A 23,069-nucleotide genomic window follows, 5' to 3' on the forward strand; every position below is an offset into this window, starting at 1 on the left:
TTAAATTATCATTTCCAACTAAAACATCTGTGGTCTGTTTAGTCTATTTAATTTAATAAATCTTCGAGATTTTACATCACATAATATCTTGTTTTTTGGATAGATGTTGATGTTTTTTTTATTTGCTATCAGTTCCAATCGAGATGGGATATAATTTTATGTTTTATTTAATTAAAAGCATCGGCAGATATAGTTATTTAACAACATTTGGTTATTGCTGATCAAATATTTGTTTACAACGTAGTAATAGTTTCCTTTCATGTGTTTAAATGTAGGTTTGTTACTCATAAACATGTTCAGTATCTGGTTCAAGTGCAACACAGATGACAGGTGTTGGAAATTTAATAGCAAACAATGATATTGGTGAGGTTATATCACATAGTGTATCACCGGTTATTGAGTTTTTAATACCACAAATGGAAATAATATCTCCAGAGTTTGCATGGCTTAATTCTGTTCTAAAGTTGGCATGCATTTTCAACAGTTTAGTGATCTTCTGTTCAGAGTTATTTCTAATGTTGTAGACCACCTCTCCTTGTTTAACACTTCCAGAATATATTCTTACAAAACACAGGAAACCGGAGTATATATCTGACATTATTTTAAATATTAACATTGATGTTGGTTCGGAGTTGCTTGGAAATCTTAGAATCAGTTTGTTTGTTAATAGTGAATCTCTCACCGGTTGTCTATCATCAGGAGATGGTAAGTAATTAACAATTGCATCTAATACAGGTTGGATTGCTTTGTTTTTGAATGCACTACCACACATAATTGGGAATGCTTTACCTGAAATTGTAGCTAATCTTATTAATGAGATTATACTATGGCTATCAAGTTTATTACATCGTAGACATGTTGTTATTTTGTTGTGATCGAACTCGAGAATTGAATCAACGAGTAACCTCCGTTGTTCGTTGGCAACATTTTTGTATTCGTTTGGGATGTTCATAATACTATATGTTAGATCTTTACCATTTTGGTTTCAGTATACTGCTTTCATGTTAACTACATCTATTATCCCATGGAATTCTGATTGTGTACCAATTGGTATTTGTAGTAATAATGGTTTTATAGATAATTTATTAATCAGACTATTGGAACTAATGAAATAATCTGATCCTGTTTTATCCATCTTGTTACAAAATATTATTCTCGGTATTGAATGTTTATTTGCTTGTCTTCAAATCGTTTCTGTTTGAGATTCAACACCAGCACTGGCATCTAATATTATAACAGCTCCATCCAAGATACGTAAGCTCTTTTCTACTTCAGCAGTAAAATCAATATGACCGGGAGTATCTATGACATTAAATCGAACATCAGTAAACAAATCAGTCTTCCAACTTGTAGAAGTAGCAGCCGATGTTATCGTTATTCCACGTTCTTGTTCCTGAACCATCCAATCCATAGTGGTATTTCCGTCATGAACCTCTCCAATGTTGTGTTGTTTACCTGTTATAAATAGTAACCTTTCGGTGAAGGTTGTTTTACCAGCATCTATATGAGCCATTATACCAATGTTTCTTATTTTTCTGAGGTTTGAGTTTACCATCCCATGTGAGCAAACGCTTGGTTGTTTTTAGCTAAGTTGTGCATGGTTTCTCTTCGTTTAAATGAAGAACTCTTTCTTAGAACACTATCTATTATTTCTCAAGCCAACCTCAACCATGCTGTAACCTCTCTACGTTGTTTTGCAGCATCAACCATCCATCTTAAACCTAATCCCAATCTTCTATCAACAGGTATATCAATTGGTATCTGATATGAAACACCACCGATTCTCATGTTTCTAACTTCTATATATGGTGTAACATTATCAACTGCTTCGTATAATACCTTCAATGGATTAATGTGTAATCTGTCATTTATATAATCCAATGATTTCTTCAAAATCAACATGGCCATACGTTTCTTACCATCTCTCATTATGTAATTTATTAGTTTTGATAACATCAAACATTTATCAGAATAAGAAAACACAGTGTTATTAACTTTACGGTTCCTTGACATTGTTATTTCCTATTCATTGGTAGTACTTTTATCTGAATATTAGAGTTCATGAGTGTTTTTGGTACGTTTATGTTTATAATACTTTAACTTAATGGTTTAATTTCTGTTAAATCTTCTTAATATACTCATATCTAACAATTATCATGGAATATCTATTACCGATTATATACTTCAATCTTAATATGTAGATAAACAAAATCCCATCGTTGTTACTACACATTTCTACTTAATTTCTGTTATTAATAACATAATTTGTTCAAACGTTCAAACGTTTTATTTAAACCAAAGAGATATACTTATTAGTTAGAAGTTATATTTCATCTGGTAAGAGATATATCCTGTTCACTAACAATTTTATACCTAGATCTTTCCATCAACGGGATCACTTTTGTTTAACATCCCATCTTCAATCAATTTTTGTTCGTTTATGAAACCTGTACCAATCGATGGTACTTTTCCTAACATAATTTTATCTTTTATTCTAGTTATTTCGTAATTGTTATTAGATATTATAGCTTTAATTATTGATTTTATTGCTCCTTGAAAGGAGATAGCGGATAGTATAGATCTTTGATTTACACATGTTTCTGTTATACCAACGATTTGTCTATCACCTAATACTGTTTTTCTTTTTAATGTTTTGATATAATAATTAATTCTGGAAACATCCTGTCAATTATAACAACATCCGACCTTCAATGGTGAATTACCAGCATCAGATATGCTTACTGTGTTAGTCATTTGTCTTAAAACCATCTCAATGTGTTTACTATTAACATTAACTCCTTGGTTTCCGTATATTTCTTGGACAATACCAACGAAATAGTTAAAGAGATCATTGAACCCGTATATTTCAGCATAATTCGATAGATCATGGTCTCCATGTAAGATGATTTGTCCTTGTTTTACCATGTTGTTCTCTTTAATAAACAGTTTAACATCTAAACCAGAATAAACAACAGGCCGTTTGTTAATGTTTATCGGATCAATGATGGATAATCTGTTTCCATTACCATCGGTTCCATGTTTTAATATCCCATCTATCGGACTAATAACTGAACTATTATCTTCATCGTTGTTGTTATCAAATAACTTCGATAATCTTTCGAAACCTTCAGTCAATGTTATGTCAATTTCATCTTCATCTTCGGTTGTAACCTCTAAGATCTTATCAAATAAACTTATCTTTTCATTAGGATTTATTTTAAACGTGTTCTTACTATTAACAGTGACATAATACAACTGTTTCTTTTTTCCAACATCTAAACCAATCAATGACATCTTATCTTTGACAACATTCGGTTTAACATTGGTCTTATCTCTTTCAGTTATATCGTAGGTTTCTTTCTTAATGTTTAAGTAATATATTAAGTTCTTAGAGAACGAACGACCACTGGCTAAACTTAATAAACTTGTTGATCTGACACAATTGAAACATAATATCTCTTCGGATTCAACGTGTTTATTGTTCGAAACCAACAAGTGAGTACCTCTTGGCAGTTTATAACTCCAGATTTCAATATCATCTTTAATAATTAATAACGAACCGTTAGAATTAACAACGGTTATATCGTTTGATTCTGAAACAACACATGAAACATCCTTGATCTTAATAATTCCTGAAACTGGTGATATTAAACAGTTCTTTATCATTTTTCTATTGGTTTTACCTTCGATATTTGTTAATCCATGAAATGTTCTTAATGTAAGTTGTGTTCCAGGTTCGCCAATTGATTGGGCTGCTAAAACACCAACAGAATCACCATGTTGTACCATGTTTCCACTACCCAATTCTATTCCATAACAGAGTTTACAGATACCAAATCTTGCTTGACATGTCAACGGAGATCTGATTCATAAACCATCATTACAATTTGTTAATATCTTATAAATGTTATCTTCAGTAATTAGTTCATTTCTCTGTACAATTATTTTTTTGTTTGTTAATATCGGTTTAGCTATAAATCTTCCGATCAATCTGTTCTTAATAAAATCAAGATCCATGATTGGTTTAACATTTAGACCTGTTTCGGTGCTGCAATCATCTTCACTTATTACTCACTCTCTCGTTGATTCAACAAGTTTTCTTGTGAGATAACCGGAGCTTGCCGTTTTCAACGTTGTCTCGATCAATCCTCTTCTCGATGAAAATGTACAACAAAAGAATTGAATTAAGCTTAATCCTTCATTATAAGAATTCAGAATTGGTAATCTACATGGTTTTCCATCAAACCCAACGATATATCCTCTAGAACCAATTAATTGTTGAATCTGAGACAACGTGCCTCTGGCACCAGAGTTAATTATCATTTGAATCGGTGTTTGTTTTAAACTATATCCTGTTATTTCTAAATTAATATTACTATTAACAGCATCCAAGACCTTCGGTCATAGTGATAATGACATTGAAACCTCCTGTTTGTTGCCGATCTTTGATCAGGATTTTGTTATTCTTGATCGTATACCTCTAAGAAGTAGTTTCTTATAACTTGGACTAACGAGATCGGAGTTCGATAATGACAGACCAGATTTTGTTGCATATTTGAATCCCAATCTCATCAGTCCTTCACAAAACGTTGTCATTTGTTTTGATCCACATTTATCATTGACCAATTTAATTATGTCGAAGGTTAGTTGCTTACTGAATTCGGGATAGTTCCACTCGTATAAAAAATTACATTCTGATGGAACTAATTCAGATATCAACAAACGACCTGGTGTTGATAGTATTTCAGTTATCTTCCCGTTTACAACAGTTCTGAATTTTATTTTGGTATGTAAGTTTATTTTGTTTAAGAACAGAATTTTATGTACTTCAGTGTATGAAGATAAGCATATATCCTTGTGTTCTGGTGATGTTAACGACATGTAGTACAGACCAAGGATCATGTCTTGGGATGGCAGGATGCATGGATCACCATGGGCCGGATGCATTACGTTATTATCGGCCATTAACAACGTTGTAGCTTCAATTCTGGCATTAAAACTGAGTGGAACATGGACCGCCATTTGATCACCATCGAAGTCAGCATTGAAACCAGAACATACTAATGGGTGTAATCTTATAACTTTTTCATTGGTAAGTTTAACTCAAAACGACCTCATGCTTAACTTATGCAACGTTGGTGCTCGGTTTAATAACACCGGACAGTAACTTACTACTTCTTCTAAGATCTTATAAGTTAAATAAATATCAGTTTCTAGTACATGTTTGATGGTTTTTTTGTTGTTAAGATTTGATTTCAACATTAGTTTAGAATAAATGAATGGTTTGAATAATTCAACAGCCATTGATCTCGGTATCGAACACTCATTTATAGATAAATTCGGTCCTGGTACTATCACACTCCTACCTGAATAATCTACCCTCTTACCTAATATGTTATGTCTAAACCTACCTTGTTTTCCTTTTAATATTTCAGCCAATGACTTCAATGCTTTTGTGTTGTACTTGTTGGGATTATCAACATCCGAAGAGTTATCAATTAAATCATCAACTACCTTCTGTAACGATATCAGACCTTCAATGTAACTATCAAATTCATCGGCACTGTTTGACCTTATCTCGTTTGTTTTAATTAGGTGGTTGTTGTTTGCGGTGATAATATGTTTATAGAGTACATTTAAATCAGAATTTGCTAATGTATCATCATCTAAAACTATCATTGGTCTTAATTCAGCAGGTAGAACAGGTAAGATCCTTATTACCAATCATTCTAATCTAATATTATTCGAAATAAAACATTCAACTATCTCCAGTCTATTCTTTATCTTATCCAATAGTTCTTCGGATTTTGTACGTTGCGTTTCCTTTATCAACGATGTCTTTATCTTATTTAATTGAACTCTTGATAACAGTTCCATGATGGCCTGTCCTCCTGATGCTACTGAACATCGATCGTTTCTTGTTCATATGTTTCTGTATGTCTCGGTTGATATGACTTGTCCGTTTCTATAATCATTTAGATCGGACCATATTATAACATGTAGTTTACATTCGATTATATCTTGAACCATTTCAACGTCCATGTTAAGTAATTCGGCTAAAATGGTGGGTGTTGGTTTATAAAACAGAGTATGCATTACTGGTGTTGATAAATTAATATGTCCGAACCTCGATCTTGTTTGTAATCTGTCAGTATCAAGGTATATGCCACAAGTTTGGCAGATCATTTTGTTGTTTAAATTGGGTGTTGGACATAAACATTCATTTCTCCTTCTAAAACCGAATATCTTTGGACAAAACAAACCACCAACGATTGGTTTTCCATTATCATCATAGGTATCTGCATTACATATTTCCCCATATGACCATGACAATATTGTTTCTGGTGATGTTATTTTAAATCTAAGATTAGATATGTTTTTATTAAATACTGACAACATGTTTATTTATTTCGTTGCTTCGATTTCAATACACATTGAGAATAATTCCTTTATCAAAACAGCCATACCTTCAGTTTGGTAGAGATTATATGTTGGTCTTTCTTCCAGAAAGTTCTCTTGGATTTCATGTCTTGCCATCATGTCATCACATTTAGCTGATAATAATTCATTTAAGAAATAAGCAACACCATAGCTCTGCAACGCCCATACTTCCATTTCACCCAACCTTTGTCCACCTAAATTATTCCTTCCCTTAAGAGGTTGCTGAGTTACAAACGAATATGGTCCTGTTGATCTGGCATGGATTTTGTTATCAACTAAATGGTTTAATTTAAATATATATATAATCCCTACATTTGTTGTACTAATGAAAGGTAATCCTGTTTTTCCATCGTATAATTGAATCTTTCTGTTGGAATTAATTGACAACCTGTTGTTAAAATCTTTCAAACATGACTCAAACGGAAATCCGAACAACGGACAGGATATCTTTACTCCTTGTGATAATTCAGACAACAAAATCAGGATCATATTTTTTGTTAACTTATTTATATTTGGATATAATTCGGTAAGTTTAGGTATAACTCTTTCCAATATCCGATCATCATTTGTTTTATAATACATGTTTAATACATGTTTAAATTCTAAACCAAACTTGTAGCTAATTAAACCAAAGGTTGTTTCTAATAATTGACCAATGTTCATCCTAGATGGTACTCCTAATGGATTAAGTATAATATCGATCGGTGTTCCATCAGCCATGAATGGCATATCCTCTTTCGGAACTATCTCCGATATCACTCCCTTGTTACCATGTCTTCCACATATCTTATCACCAACTTTAATTGATCTATGTACAAGTAGTTTTACTCTGATAGTTTCTAATATCTTACTTCCATCACTTTGATTTTCATTTGTCAATCTGTTGTTAAACTTAGACAACATGTTAACTTCCAATTTGTTCAAATAACTTAAGTATTTCTTGTGTAATAGATTTAGACCGTCTTGGATTATCTTATTGCCAGATGTAAGTGGACTTGTTGTAAATAATTTCTTTATATTACTGATCTGTAATAACAGACAACATCTTCTGACATATTTCTTAGTAACAACGTTGTAACAACGTATATAATCTTCTAGATCCTTATCTTGATAATTTTTATTTCCATCTGATGATCTTTCCACTTCTAAAACCGTTGCATGATCTATTCCTTTTGGTACTCTAAGTGAAGTATTATGTACTAATTCTGTAGATAATTCATCGTTTCCATCTTTTCCTACGTTGAATGTATAATCTCCATCTTCCATGTTGGTAATTACCCCATTATCATCGTTGATATCTTCATCTGAACTTAACTCATCTCCACAGATCTCTTTGATTTCTTCTTTCTTTTGTTTAGCATCAGATCTTGGAGCCAACTTACCCACTAACACATCATCCTCATGGACGTTGCTTCCCACTTTAACTATTCCATCGGAATCCAGACATCTCCGATATTTTATTGGTATATCAGTAATATTTGGACTCAATCATTCGTTACCAGATGGTGTTTGTTTGACCTTTGTTTTAAGATTTATTATATGAAGTGATTTAAATATACCTTTATTTATAACATTATTAGAGATTATAACCGAATCTTCGAAGTTGTATCCTTCTCAACACATGAATGCCACTAACAGGTTGGCACCTAAACTCATTTCTCCATCACAACTTGATTGACATTCGGCAATAACATCTCCCTGTTTCAATCTTTGGCCAGGATAAACAACCGTTCGTATTCTTTGACACATGTCTTGATTTGATCTTCTTGATTGTGGTAAGATATAAACTCTTTGTTTCTGATCTCTTGGTTCGTAAACAACGATTCTCTTAGAATCAACATTAACAACCCTTCCATCGTTACGTGCCACAACGTTGTGACCAGTATCTCTCATTACGGCATATTCTTCTCCAGTACCAACTAAGGGTGGCCTTGAATTCAATGGAGGTATGGCTTGTTTTAACATGTTTGCTGCCATTAATGCCCTTGTTGGATCGTTGTGTCCAAGAAATGGTATCAAACGAACAGCATGTGAAAACATTTGAGCATCTGATACCAAGCTTAGATCTATTACACTTCTATCTGTTATTTTAATTTCGTTTCAATTCAAACACATGGTTCATTTCTCTTGAATTCTATTATACGTTAAACCAACGTTCAGTCTTTTACTTTCAAAGTGATTTAAATATATAATATTTCTATTGATTAATCCATTATAAGTTTTATAATATCCTGTCGATATGTATCCGTTAACATCAACGTTGGCATATGCTGATAATGTTGTTACCAAACCAATGTTCTGACCTTCTGGAGATTCAATTGGACATATCTTAGCCAAATGTCACCGTTTTGTATCTCTTATGGTAACCTCTACATTTTGTGATGTCAATCCACCTTCACCCAAACATGTTAACTTACCTTTATGAGATAATTCAGATAAACTGTTTACTTGATCGAGGTATTGACATAGGTTTGAAGAACCAAAAAATTTATCAACATCACTTTGTATTTTTTTAACAGAATCAAAAAGTTTACCAATCATCATGTCATCATCGGTTTGAACGTTTGGATCATTAATACTTAATATTGGTTCTAATGTTTTCTTAATAACATCTATTATCACATCACCACTTCCTCTTATCACACGAACATCACAATCAACATGTTTGAAACCATTCCGATTGAACAACATTTCATTCATAATTAGTATTAAATCTTTTTTTGTTAACTGTTCTAAACCAAAATTCAGATGGTTTCTTGTTAAATCGTTTAAAAAGATCCTACCTGTTAATGTTAATTCAACATTTTTGATGTCTTCATGAGTTATTTCAGTTTCACCTTCCAATATTGCTTCATCGAGTTCATTAATAACATTCAGAACATTTAAAGATTTAGTTATTGTAATGTAACTTGAATAATTCAGTGCGGTATTCTTATCTAACATTATGTCTATGTTAACAATAGGAGTCTTTGATGCCTTAGTATAAACTCCAATAATAACCACATTACCCGTTTCTATACATCCTGTTATAGTTTTTTTACATCTAAGTGATCTTCTCGAACCATATTTAAATTCATTTTGTTTTGTAATATCTCAAGTTAACCGATGTCATGTACCTTTATAGAAACCTACATCATGTATTTCAGAAGTACCTTTAAATATATGTGAATGTTTGGTCTTTAGTGCTAACAGACTTGTAAATAGATCGGACTCATGGTTGTTATGTATTATTTTCGGTCCATTGACCTTTAGATAACCAATATCTCTATCTTTTATGCTTATGGTTTTGTTTTCTCGATCAAATAACACTGCCGATTGTTTTATCAGTTGTGTTATTAATGTTTTTCTTGTTCCGTTTATAGTCAGAATTCCATCTTTTGATGGTCTCGGTAAATCCATTAATAGTACATCTAAACCATATTGATCGATAACAAACAAAATATCTTTATCAAGACAATACCGGATAACGTTTAATTCAAGTCCAAACGAAGTTAACTTCTCATCTTTAACAAAATTACTTGGTTTTATTAGTTCTAAACTATAATGTTTGAGATTTAATGGAAACAACGTTTGTAAGATAAGTTCTAACTTTGATATCTTTATACCCTCGTTGTTATAACAACCTCATAATATGTTTTTATAGAGTCTGTTTAGTAAATCATTGTGATTTAATGGTATTTTGTTAACCAAGTTGGTGTTTAAATTAAATCTGGTGTTCAAATGTTGTTAGTGTTATCTATTATAACATTTAGTAGTTCAGATCTTTGATCCTTGATAGGATCAGTTTTGTTTTTTTAATTTATTTCTCTTTTGTTGTATTTGGTTATCACTTCTATTGAGGTTCATTTGATTCATTCTTCCGTTATACGTTTAATAGTTTTTTTAACTGTTAACAACGTTTTGATGTATTTCTTTAAGTTTTGGTTGCCACAATGCTGTTGTTATTATGTTGTTAAGAGTGATAAACATGATGACTTCGATCAATTTGTATCTGATAACCAACATCCACATGTTTATTTCCGATGTTTATATTAATTTTATCAGTTTAACTTATGTTTAAATCAATTATAGTGGATCAATAACCCGATCTCGTTGGAAACAACAAAGTACCGATAGTAAATAGATCTTGTTGGTAGAGAGATAACATGAAGAAATATGAATTAGACTTATAAGCTTAATAGTAGATCATGAGGTTTATGACCGTTTAGTTGGTGTAGGTTTAAATACTCTTTAAGTCTATGGATAATATGGACATCTTTGTTGGCAACGAAGACACATGAATTATTGGGGTGGACGTTGGTAATTGAAACAAAATGCAGATGTTTAATCAGATTGTTATTAGTTAATATATGTTAATTCTGATAGTGGAATTAAATCTGTTAGAAATAGGAAACAAAGTAGTTGTGGGTATAATTGATCATCATTTTGATGTGGATTAAAACAACCAGATGAGGTGTGTATGGTTTTTTTGTTTAATTGAAGGGAATTATATGTTTAAAGGTTTGATCTAACAGGTAATTTAACTTGATTTTGTTGTGTTAATGTTAAATGAAGTAATAATTGATGTTACCTGTTATGATGTAGATTTAATAATAAAAAGACAGAAGATGATTGGAACATGTTTAACACGAAGTAGGGACTGGATGTTGGTTCTTTTTTATATGGAGAAACATATCACTATGGGATCGGATATAACGATTGAGGTTACATGGTAATTGGAAACATTGGAATAAAACATATAAGTTAATGAGTTAGTGTTTGGAGGATATAATTGTCGATGTTATGTTTGAAATGTTATTATGTAATTCTGGTTGGGTTGTAATGGCATGGTGATTGTTGATTTGGGTGTTGTTAGCCGTATAAAACAATATCATTAATCGTTTATAATTTTCATTTGATATTAAACAACATCCACAGAACAAATAAACAATGGTAAGAATTGGCATAGCTGATGGTAATGCATTTAACTAATGGTTTGATGGTATTAAAATTGATGTAACCGCACCATCACCATCTCTTCTTCACAACCTTATCAGTTTGGTGTAACCACCATTGGTGGACTTTATTTTAGAGAATAAATATCCTATTAACACAGCGAATCTTTGACCGCATTTCAACTTAGATCTTAATAACCTGATGGTTTCTTGTGGTTTGTCTATCTTGATGTTTTTAATTCTATTTAATATCCTTTCAATGTCAGTTTTAACAGCTTTTAATCTTTCTGAAGTAGAAACCAACCTACCTGTCATGATAAAACATCTTATTAAGTTTATAACTTCATGTTTTGATAATCTTACCATTAACTTTAACTTATTTTTAACGAGTCTCTAATACTATCAAAGTTTTTATTCAAATTTAAACAACATCCGAAGATTACTTCGACAACATCTACTGATCCGTTGGTTTCAATAATTAATTCAGCTTCTTCTTGTGAATATACATTGAATTCATGTTTGATTATCTTAAATGATACTTGTTTAATTGGATTAAAATCAACATCTAAGACCAAACACCCATGTAAACATGAATTATATCTACCTTGGACTTCTGAAGCTGACAAATATCCTTTACTGCAAGCAACAACGAGTTCACATCTAAATCTGATTCCAATTCCTAAATTACATATATAGTGATTACGATTAAATATTAATACTCCATCAGGAAGATAAATGTCACTTGCAAGAACCTTACCCTTCTTAGAAGTATTTATTACTGCTCTAAATACGTTTCTTCCATCTTGACACATGAATTCTAGTCGCTTGACATTGTTAACAACCTCAATAACATCTTCCTTTATTCCATTTATCTTATCAACCTCATTATATACACCATCAATATTAATTCCAATTACCGCATATCCTACAACATCAGACATTAATACCCTCCTTAATGTATTTCCTATGGTTTGAACCAAGTTCTTATCATTTAATATTATACCTAACTTAAACTTATTATATCCACAAGGTATTAATTTAATTTGTTGTAACATTAACAACATCCAAACCCTCTAAGGTTCACAATCCATTATAATGGTTTTATTAATAAAATATCTAATAGAAGTTATGATTTAAGATCAGGGTTGTAGTACTTATAACACAACATCTTGATTCGATTCAGTGCTTTTGTTTCTATTTGAAATGTTACAGTGTTTATTACTATTATTATTTTGTTGTTTTTCTATCAGTATCGTATCTATTAGTTACTTAAATAATAAAATGGTAAATAATTTCCACTTTCCTTTAAATCTTCATATTCATTTATAATCACCACAACACCACATCACCTCTTCTATAAGAACAACTGTACACTACTGTTGATTTTTTTGTTAATTTTGTGTGTAATACTTCTATTTAATTCTTTATTAAACGTATCAAACTTATTATAATCTCAATGTAGTTTAGACATGACCGTTTGTTGCTGTTCGTTACCTTTTATAACCAACAAATAAACCTTATGTCTATAATCTCCCCTTTTTTTTAGTAGTTAATATATCCAAGTTATCTACATTAGATAGAATTTTATACTTCAAGATGGTTAATTAATATGATGGATGTTTTCTATGACATGTAATGACCTATGGTCCTGTTTAAACTGAAACAACGTTCATGCCAAGATTCATCGGACTAACAGATAGTAAGATTTAACATGGAATAACAAAGTATGGTCCATCAAGAATCACATTAAGTGTGTAGCAACAACGAAGATATTTCTGTTTTATAGTATCGGTTGTATTTTTTATTTGATTACTTCAAACGGAATACAACATTTGATATATTAATCTTACCTCCAAGATTTGTCATTTTAAGTATAGTATTATCAGATGTCAGATTACATTCCAACATCAATCCAGTGACAATTATCTCACCATCTAATGATTTAACATAACAGAGATCACTTATACCAAACATATCTCTATAAATTTTTAATAGAACACTTACAATTACTTGATAACCTGTTGTTCAACAGGTTTAAACTTATAGTTTTGATAATATGACCACCATTGTTGTTATCTCATTTAAATCCATATTCTAATATCTTTCAGTTAACTGGATGTTGTTTTTTATAACTATATCTCTTACCATCTGATCTACATCTCTGACCGTTGGATCTTCTACCATATGTCTTTCCTTTGGAACAACCATGACCTCATCTTACTTCTTCGTGGCCCCTTCATGAAACCTGAATTCAATGAGTTTAACAACACCATTTTTTCATTTAATTAGAAGTTTGAATTTAATTCTCTATAATGTATTAAATGTTACTTTGATAACATTATGTTGGGTTTTATCCAATGACGGAACACTAACATTTATAATTTCCAAACACAACAGAGTCCAACGTTGTAACATTATTCTGCTTTGTTCTTACAATGTTGTTGTCATTTTACACCAACACATCAATATTTGTTCGTAATTATATCACATTGGTATTAGAGATAAGTTTCTTGTTCCTTCCGAGAGGAACCTCTAACATATTATTCAAACAAAATGATCAGAATTTTGTAACAACATCCTGTTTCTATCTGTTTGTTTTATTGTTATCCGAAGTCAACACTATTAATAAATATCTTCAATAACAACCGATACTCAAGATCTATGGTTTTTGTTTTTTTTCAAACATCCTTGTATATTTTTGTTGTTAACTTTACTTATTTTTTCCTATATACTGAAATCTTAAACATCAAAACAATCACCAAACACAATAACATTGATATGGTTTTTTTTTGGTTTAATCAACAAGGTTAGGAAACGTATTCATCAATCAAAACTTTTTTTTCAATATACATTCATCTATAACATAAAATCTAATGTGTTGAGTATGTTTACAACATGTACCATCCTCCCTTTAGAGTTATTTGTATACTTCAGATAAAACATCAACGACTAAACAATACCATGATATCTTCATGATTAGGTTTCTAGTTGATTTTGTTCATCAGATTATAATTTCTATTATTAATTTTTCTTAACATTGATGACATTATCGGATCTTGAACATTTAATTCCATCCTATTACTTTCTAACAACGTTCGATCCAATATTTCTTATCCGTGTATATTATCACTATTACCATTAACAACATTTATGACCTTTTAATATGGTTATGTTTCTTAACAACCTAATAAGTTATAGACCTATATCCGAACTTATATCTTGAACTCATTATATTTATTAACGATTGGATGTTGGACTGAACGTTGGTTCTGTTTAATTGAAATAAAATTTTATAACAGGATCGAAGTTCAAACGTTCACAGGTCATTTGAATACTTCGATGTTTTTATGATTTGTTCCTTTATAACTATCTATTTAATATGATCTATGTTAATACCTTTAAAATTAATTGTTAACTTTGATAAGTGTATTACTAAATCGTGGTAACAGACCACAACACAACTTATGTTTAATAGATACACAGTTGTTTAATATCAATATTTCTGAATGATCCAAACATTTGAACGTTTGGAACCATGTAAATGGAGTTTTATTCTTCTTAGAATGGTATATAGTAGTAAGTTTTTTTGATAAAGTAACAACCACTATTCTTTCTAGTATAAGTTGGATTTAATATTCGTTTAATACCATCACTTTGTTGTTAATAACAGGGTACCAACCTGAATGTTTCATCTCCGATGTTTATTACTCCCAATATATCTTTAGATTTAACGATTCTGATGTTAGAAGTGTTTTGATTATTCATGTTGTAATTCTTATTATATGGTTAACATCTATTAGTTTATTAAGTGATTGAATGTTATAATTCCAACGCCAATACTATAACCGTACCTATGTTATTTAGATGTCAGTGATGAATTTGATTTTGAATTTAAGGTATGGAGGTTGGAAATCGAACCATTTCTCATTATAGATAATGGATTCTAATATATATTTTCATGTTTACTATTAGATTTATTAAGATTATTTCTTTTTTCTTAACAACAACCTTGGATTATCTAGTCGTTTTATTACTTCTTGAAACAATCGGAAGAAAAATATGATAATATCCTTAAGATCTATCAACAATGATATATTTACTTCTTATATTAACTGAACTTATTATTCTTGGTAAGTAAATCAATGATTCTGGTAGTAATAGATTCATTTTTTTGTTGCAAGAAACAAAAGGTTACAATGTTGTTGTGTTAATTTAACATTGTTAATAATATATATCACATTTTGTTTGTTTTAGTTTTTTTTTAATGTATTGATCTTAGATGTTAACGAAGTTCGATTCGATTTTCTTTAACAACGTAACAACATGAACTTGTGTTAATGCACTGATACAAATAGTGATATTGAATCCTGTTTGGCCAATGTTCTCACATGACAATGTCTCTAAAACATCAATTCAATCCTTGTTTTCCAACCGAAATGTTGAAATTCTTATCAGAAGATGATAGATTAAATCCCTTGAAATCCTTCATTTTATGAGTGGTACTATATGTTAATTTATCCAAGAAAGTATATATTTTCTTCGAACGTAATGCAACACTTGAATCCGATTACCTGATGTTTCTTTATCATTAAATCCAGATATTATTGACTTAATTTCAATTAAAACTGATTTAAATCCAGTAATCAAATGAAGAACGGATGTTCCAATCTTGTTGGAGGTTTCATTGGATTTTGTTGTTAATACATCCAGATAAGATGGTTTTGTTAATCTTAGGTAACATATGTACATTTTAATATAAAAATATGTATTAGATTCAGCTTAAATATTAAATATCTATTGAAACCAACATCTGGTTCGATTGAATAGATTTAAGTTGTTGTTTGGTAACAACGGTCAGTACTTTTAAACAAATGAATACTAAAACAGCCGATAATCTTGATTATACCTCTTTGGTATATGGCTGTTGTGTTTACATGAATTTATTTCTTATTTTTTTTATTATTTATACTAACAACTATCCATGTTTTGTTCTTTTAAATATTAGTTAAACAACATCATTGATCAATGAAAATATATTTTGGTTAGTAACCTTCAATTCTCTCAACACAGGTCCAAATATTCTGGTACCTATAGGTTCTAACTTATCACTTAAGATTATTACAGAATTTTCATTAAACTTTATATATCCTAATGTTCTATTAAATGGTTTAATACATCTGATTATCAAAGCATTAACAACACTACCTTGTTTAATTTTAGATCTTGGGTATACAACAATTGCTGAAGCTTTTATTAATTCTCCATATTTAGCTCAACGTTTGTTTGTTGAGCCTGTTATTTTAATACATCTAATAAATTTTATTCCAGAATTATCTATAACCTTTACAACAGATCTAGGTAAAATCATTATGCCATACTTACAATAAACCACGATTTACGCTTAGAGATTGGTGAACAACTTTTAATTAAAATCTTTGAACCAATTCTAAATCTATTATCCTTATCCGATACTAAATATTTTTTTGTACTTGTTATTGTTTTTTTATATTTCTTTGATCGTTTTGTTCTTTTAATAACCAATACCACTTTTGTTTCTGTTAATAAGTCCCTAATAATAGTTCCCACTAACATGTTGATCCCATAATTCCACATCCATGATCTCCATCAATCGTTAAGTTTACAATTAATGGACCTAAGAACAACATTTATAGACCTCCTTTGAAGGAGGATGGCTTAACAAATAATATCCTGTTAGGTTTTAGTCTGAAAAACAAAATCCAGAGATTTCTATACTTCTCTTATCTACCTGTTTGTTGGCAGCGGTTTAAATGTATCACTATTGTTAATAAAATATCATGAAACATTTCTTATCAACACCCATATAACCGTTTTCCATGCAGTTAATACTATCAGATCTAACAGATTCAATTTATACACATGTTATCTTTAATTATTTTGTTTCTGTTCAATGAATTCAACGTTCAATGAGATAATCGGTCTAAAGTTTCGGTTCTTTCCTCTGAATTTATCCATATTTGTTGTAACATGTTTAATTTTAAATTATTAATATATACTCAGACTTTAATACTACAAACACCATAAGTTTATTCGAACATTTACGTTGGCATAGGATATATTAGTAGAGAATATTTGCAATAACATCTTTTTTATATGTTATAACTGTTTGAACAACATCTGTTCTGTTTATTCTTTCAGAATATCTTACTTTCAATTCAACTATGTTGGTTCCAACTAACGTTTTAGATATTTGTTTTATATTTACCATTATTATTATGTTATTTGTTTCATTTATCAATCTGTTGGCTATAACTAACGGATGGTAAGTAGGATTATCTGTTTGTTTAACAATGACTTTAATATTCGATCAAAATAATTTCTTTAAAGTATAAACGTTTAAATCTTTTACATGAATGTTTTGTTGTTTGTAGAAAAGATGTGGTATCATTGGTTCCTAGAATTATTCTATAGAAATATTTTTCCTGTTTCACACTAACCCTTACCTAATCCATGGTTCTTATAACAATTTACCAAACATGTTTTCAGTTTTAATAACTTAAATATTCGGAATAATCATTTAGACATGAAGAATACCGAATCTTTATCAATTAGATGTTAATAACAACCGATATACCTATAAGGATTAGTTTTTTTTACTAATTATATTAACATTAACACTAACAATTGGTTCCTACACTTTTGATCTTTAATATTCTACCCTTTGAACCATATCTAAGTTTGGTTTTTTATATGTCTTCTACCGATATTAAATCTATTAAGTATTATGAATCTAAAGTTCAAAACCTTCAAACCCCACATCATTGTGTATATGTTTTAAGAAATTGATTAACAACACAGCTATTCTTTCTTATTAACCATCCCAACTTATTAATAACAACACGTATATCACCTCTCAATATATGTTTTAGTTCATTGGAGTTTCTTTGGATTGTAATTGGTGTTGTTAAACAGGTAGGTAATACTAACCACTATGTATACATGTTGGTTTTTTTAATGGAGAATTCATCTAATTTATGTCCAACCGTGGAGGTTGTAATTTAATTTTATTAATCATCATTCCATTAATGTACTTCAAACGTTCCATCAATTGATTCTGGAATTTATATATTTATTTCTGCTTCAGGTTTTGATATTAACTTAACAACATCATCTCTTTAAGATTCTGTTCGAAACAAACGTTGGTTTCCACAGTTAATCTTGACATTAATTACTACATCAACCTTTAGATAAGTTATTTTAATGTTTGGTTGTTGTTTTCTTTTTTTTTGATAACCATATCTTAAGGTGAAACGGGATGTGTTTCTTCACTAGTTTTTCTTTACCTCCATCCATAGGATGATCAATAGAATTCATTGTTATTCTACTATACGTTTGATCTTTTTTTAAGCCAACGTGATCCTTTAGTCTTACTAATTTGGTTTTTTAAACTAAATGGTTCTTGGTTGATATTATTCTAATAGTTACAGTACATTTTCTATTTAATAATCTTCTTATATCTGAATTAAGTTTTTTAATTAATACTTTATCTTGAATTTTGTTAAATCTTAACAACAACAAGCCGTTGGTCTTGATAAATTTCTACCTTATTCAGAATAAAATTCCATATAACTAATCTTGAGTACCAAGAGACAGATCATCTAAACTCAATGCTGATTTATAACCTCTATCCGTTGCTTATACCATAATTATGTGGTTTTTTGTTTGATCTGATCATTTGTTTTTTTTTAAAAACCATCTACAGCAACGATATACTTTAAAGATTTCAGTTCTGTTTTTAACAACAACAATGTTGGTACTCCTGTTAGGAGTTGTATTCTATTCTTAATAACTAACAACCTCCATATTGGTTAATTTTTGTAATCGATTATTCGAAATATTCTCTTACATCTCTCACTTCTATGTTCTTACAGTAATCTTTCAGTATTGTTCTTACCTGATGGTTCACATATATCTTTTCTTGTTAATGGTTTGTATTGGTTTGTCTTTATATATTTCGGAACATTTAATAGTTGTATTAAGTTTTGTTCTGCTGATGGTGTTGGGTTAATTAGTTTGTAATCAGTTGTCATCTCGATTCTAAAGTGTTACAGAGTTTGTTCATTGCTAAATCTGTGAATAATAGCTGTTTTGTTTTGATTAACGAAGAAATATCTAACTTCGATCAATGAATACAACAAAATCCGATCTTTGTGGCATAAATGATTTGTTTATCTTCATCAGAAGTGTGTATCAATAATCCCGATACAACCAAATTCCTAACATTAGTTAATCTATTTATCAGTAACAATTTACCATCTTTAACTTTCTCAACCAATACACTCCTAATAGCAATATCCCTATATCGTTTGTTGGTTTTAGATCTTTTTATTTTTTTGATAGCACTATATTTATATCCTCCTTTAAATTGTGATACTGATTTAGTTGAATGTCTTGCAACGCCCATACCCTTTTGTTTGTATAATTTTTTGTTACTATATTCTGAATCTGATCTTATTTTAATATATGAAACATATCAACGTCGTTTATCCAACTCTCATCTTACAACGTTGGAAATAATATCGGTCCTGGAATAAAACAGTTATGTTTTTGTTTGTTGTAGATATAAGATGTTATTATTTTTTCCGGGAACAGACCCATAAACTATAATTCAACATGTAAATTTATTAATAACCACTATCTTGATTAATTTTAAACTAATATAAACGTTTCCCATTCTACCAGCCATTTTTTTTCCTTTTCAAACCCTGCCAGGGTCTTGTCTTGAACCAATTGCTCCCAACGATCTATGGGTTAAAGATACACCATGTGATGCACTTAGTCCCGAAAAACCATAACGTTTGATCACACCTGTAAATCCTCTACCTTTTGTTTTTCCTCTGATGTTTATAGTTGAATTTGTATTTAAGTCTTTAATATCCAATACTGAACCAAATTCGTTTGGAGTTTTAATAAAACACGGAACATAAATTATTTTTTTAACATCAATATCTCTGAAATTTTTTAACAACTTTCTCTTATTATATCCTAATTTAATAAAATTTAGACCACTTGATACAACGACACATGCCAAGATATCCAACATTGTTGCCGCATTACCATTAATTGATATCATTTTAGACTTTACAGATACTAATTTCATTTAAAAGTTAATATAATTCTTCGATGTACCTTTGGTTGTTTGATTCCAATATAAATATCTTGATGGTATTGAGATCTTAATCGATTTAGAAAGTATTTCATTGAAGTCAGCTGCTGTTGTCAGCATTTTGGAGTATGTTTTTATCTTATAATCAGATTTCTACTTTTTTTATCTATGTATTAAAGTAGTATTGATTGTAAATTCTTTGTTTTTTTGTTGAAAGACTTACAGATTTCTGTTATTTTTATATTAGTTTTAATTCTCAATATATGGTAATAATGTTGGTAAGTTGAATGATTTAGATCTTATATTAAACACTAAATCTATCTTATGAGTCTTGTAATGACTTCAGCATTAACGGTTTATCTCTTTATCTAACAACAAGAAAACTTAATCTTTCTTCCAATAACCACAGGATATAATTAATTCAATTGATATTGTTGTACTTATCTCTGGACATTATTATTTCAACACCTTTAATCAAGATGAATTGTTCACAGTTACATCTGTAGTTCTGTAAGTAAAACTTGAGGTTATACTTGTTTAATATTGGGTTATGTCTACTATTCTTCTTTCTTTAATGTATAAATTTCAGTTTAAGTGTACAGAGTATGAACATAAAGATTTAGGTTATATAAAACCTTATCTCTATTTAATAATATTTTATCGATAGCTATGAACAAAATTCCAACGTTGTAACCTGTTTCTCTCCTTGAATCAAGTCCTTTTTTTAAGAAACATCTCGTTGTTAACACATGTTGGTTTATATCGGTTGTTTGATGTTAATTGTTTCTATATTATCTCCTATTTTAATTAATTCCTATTCTATTCGTCTTACTGTAACAGTATCTCTTCATAGAATTTAAAACACATCTTCAATTGGTATTAGAAATGGTTTATCTCTTTCATGTTTTTGGTGTTGGTATACGTTTATCAATTGTTTTAATTAATAGTTTTTTTTTAAATCACATCATTTGTCTTTTGTTTTTAAAACAAAGCCATCAACACTGATCCTCTAACAATTGGTGGTTTTCCATGATTAATTACAAGAAGAAAGTAATTCTCTGAATTCTAATTCGACAAGTTTTATTGAATATAAATCATCTATTAAATCGATCTTATTAAAGAAAATAACACTTATAGGTTCACCTATTTGTTTTGTTAACAATATCCGTTCCCCTGTTTGGAGTGTTGGTTCATCGTATGCTAAACAAACGAAAATGGTTCTATTTATTTGAACCGTTCCTGTTGTTAATTTTTATGTAATAAGGATAACTTAAACAACCAACATGAACATAATGTCTTGTTTTAGACTCATATCCAACATTCATGTGGTTGATATAATTATTCTTACGAGGTTTTTCTTCAGGGGATAAGATCCTGTTTCCTCGTATGGTTTGTAATTTCCAAAGAGTTTAATAATCGTTGAAGTAAAATGTTGTTTTGCCATGAATTGACATGGCCTAATTGTTATAAATATTCATATGTGATTTGTCGGGATCGGATGTTGGATTAAATTAGGTGTTTATTTGTTTAGTTTTGCGTAGCTATCGAATTCTATGAAATATGTTCCAGTTCCTTTTGTTAAAGATCTAAGGGTATCTATGTATTTAAATGTGTTTGCTAATGATATTTTGGCTTTTATCAATCCAGTTTTGTTAATGGATGTTTGATCTGTAATATGTCCGCCTCTAGCTTTTAAATCACTTGTAACGTCTCCGATATAAATATCAGGGATAAATATTTCAACCTTCATAATTGGTTCAAGGATACATACCCCCATTCTTTGAATGGCTTGTTTCAAACATTGTTTAGCAGCTATTTCAAATGCTAATATGGAAGAATCAACATCATGATGTTCTCCATCTATAAGAGTTACTTTCAATCTTATAATAGGATAACCGAGTGCTGGTCCATTTATAATTGCTGATTCCAATCCTTTCTTTATTCCTGGAATGTATTCTTTTGGAATAGAACCGCCAGTTATTTCTGATCTAAATTCAAATTCATCGTTGTGTGTAGGTTCAAACAACATTTTGACTTTTGCAAATTGACCTGCACCTCCAGTTTGTTTTCTGTGAGTATATTCTTCAATACATTTATCCAATAACATTTCTCTATATGCAACTTGGGGTTTGTTTGGTTTTAACATTAGATTATGTTCTCTTAAAATTCTATCAATTATTATGTCTAAATGTAGTTCTCCCATTCCTGATAACATTATTTGTCCTGATTCTTCGTTGATTTTAAAGCTTAATGTTGGATCTTCTAAACTATACTTGTATAATATGTTGATTAGTTTTTCCTGATCATGTTCAGTATCTGGTTCAAGTGCAACACAGATGACAGGTGTTGGAAATTTAATAGCAAACAATGATATTGGTGAGGTTATATCACATAGTGTATCACCGGTTATTGAGTTTTTAATACCACAAATGGAAATAATATCTCCAGAGTTTGCATGGCTTAATTCTGTTCTAAAGTTGGCATGCATTTTCAACAGTTTAGTGATCTTCTGTTCAGAGTTATTTCTAATGTTGTAGACCACCTCTCCT

General features: G+C 30.1%; 17 protein-coding genes. All 17 read right to left on the reverse strand.

All coding sequences use genetic code 4. From position 1 onward, the window contains the following. Positions 1-280: 280 nt before the first annotated feature. Positions 281-1,555, reverse strand: coding sequence for a GTP-binding protein (locus MAGTDC_RS02025; protein WP_146656851.1), 1,275 nt, complete (start codon positions 1,553-1,555; stop codon positions 281-283). After that, positions 1,549-2,013 (reverse strand): 30S ribosomal protein S7, encoded by a 465-nt coding sequence (gene rpsG, locus MAGTDC_RS02030; protein ID WP_146656538.1) that lies wholly within the window; start codon positions 2,011-2,013, stop codon positions 1,549-1,551. The genes MAGTDC_RS02025 and rpsG overlap by 7 nt, the downstream gene beginning before the upstream one ends. A gap of 360 nt (positions 2,014-2,373) precedes the next feature. After that, on the reverse strand, positions 2,374-6,399 hold the full coding sequence (locus MAGTDC_RS02035; RefSeq protein WP_146656537.1) for a DNA-directed RNA polymerase subunit beta': 4,026 nt from the start codon (positions 6,397-6,399) through the stop codon (positions 2,374-2,376). Positions 6,400-6,405: 6 nt separating this feature from the next. After that, positions 6,406-10,161, reverse strand: coding sequence for a DNA-directed RNA polymerase subunit beta (locus tag MAGTDC_RS02040; protein ID WP_146656536.1), 3,756 nt, complete (start codon positions 10,159-10,161; stop codon positions 6,406-6,408). A 1,247-nt stretch (positions 10,162-11,408) separates the two neighbouring features. Beyond that, positions 11,409-11,741, reverse strand: a complete 333-nt coding sequence (locus tag MAGTDC_RS02050; RefSeq protein WP_146656546.1) for a L17 family ribosomal protein — start codon at positions 11,739-11,741, stop codon at positions 11,409-11,411. Positions 11,742-11,746: 5 nt separating this feature from the next. After that, positions 11,747-12,439, reverse strand: a complete 693-nt coding sequence (locus tag MAGTDC_RS02055; protein WP_146656545.1) for an RNA polymerase alpha/RpoL/Rpb11 family protein — start codon at positions 12,437-12,439, stop codon at positions 11,747-11,749. A gap of 745 nt (positions 12,440-13,184) precedes the next feature. After that, on the reverse strand, positions 13,185-13,349 hold the full coding sequence (locus MAGTDC_RS04630) for a hypothetical protein (RefSeq protein WP_192572901.1): 165 nt from the start codon (positions 13,347-13,349) through the stop codon (positions 13,185-13,187). A 2,301-nt stretch (positions 13,350-15,650) separates the two neighbouring features. After that, complete coding sequence (locus MAGTDC_RS05525) at positions 15,651-15,806, reverse strand: hypothetical protein (protein WP_278046846.1); 156 nt, start codon at positions 15,804-15,806, stop codon at positions 15,651-15,653. A gap of 78 nt (positions 15,807-15,884) precedes the next feature. Next, positions 15,885-16,124, reverse strand: coding sequence for a hypothetical protein (locus MAGTDC_RS02065; RefSeq protein ID WP_146656544.1), 240 nt, complete (start codon positions 16,122-16,124; stop codon positions 15,885-15,887). Positions 16,125-16,380: 256 nt separating this feature from the next. Next, the gene (locus tag MAGTDC_RS02070) at positions 16,381-16,743 is read right to left on the reverse strand and encodes an uL14 family ribosomal protein (protein ID WP_146656548.1); all 363 of its coding nucleotides are present in this window, start codon (positions 16,741-16,743) and stop codon (positions 16,381-16,383) included. Beyond that, the gene (gene rpsQ / locus MAGTDC_RS02075) at positions 16,743-16,988 is read right to left on the reverse strand and encodes a 30S ribosomal protein S17 (protein WP_146656543.1); all 246 of its coding nucleotides are present in this window, start codon (positions 16,986-16,988) and stop codon (positions 16,743-16,745) included. The genes MAGTDC_RS02070 and rpsQ overlap by 1 nt, the downstream gene beginning before the upstream one ends. A 484-nt stretch (positions 16,989-17,472) precedes the next feature. Next, positions 17,473-17,802, reverse strand: a complete 330-nt coding sequence (locus MAGTDC_RS02080) for a hypothetical protein (RefSeq protein WP_146656542.1) — start codon at positions 17,800-17,802, stop codon at positions 17,473-17,475. Between the two features lie 1,477 nt (positions 17,803-19,279). Beyond that, entirely contained in the window at positions 19,280-19,444 is a 165-nt protein-coding gene (locus tag MAGTDC_RS04635) for a hypothetical protein (protein ID WP_192572899.1), read from the reverse strand. Beyond that, a complete protein-coding gene (rplD, locus tag MAGTDC_RS02085; RefSeq protein ID WP_192572898.1) occupies positions 19,423-19,905 on the reverse strand; it encodes a 50S ribosomal protein L4 in 483 nt (160 codons plus the stop codon). Before rplD ends, MAGTDC_RS04635 begins: the two co-directional genes overlap by 22 nt. Positions 19,906-19,953: 48 nt before the next feature. Further along, the gene (gene rplC / locus MAGTDC_RS02090; RefSeq protein WP_146656540.1) at positions 19,954-20,514 is read right to left on the reverse strand and encodes a 50S ribosomal protein L3; all 561 of its coding nucleotides are present in this window, start codon (positions 20,512-20,514) and stop codon (positions 19,954-19,956) included. Further along, positions 20,515-20,640 carry a hypothetical protein gene (locus MAGTDC_RS05530; protein WP_278046845.1) on the reverse strand — a complete coding sequence of 42 codons (126 nt, stop codon included), beginning with the start codon at positions 20,638-20,640 and terminating at the stop codon, positions 20,515-20,517. 1,399 nt (positions 20,641-22,039) lie between these two features. Further along, positions 22,040-23,069 (reverse strand): translation factor GTPase family protein (locus MAGTDC_RS02095; protein WP_462138615.1); only part of this gene is annotated, 1,030 nt, incomplete at its 5' end.

The sequence above is a fragment of the Candidatus Hodgkinia cicadicola genome (assembly GCF_002774925.1).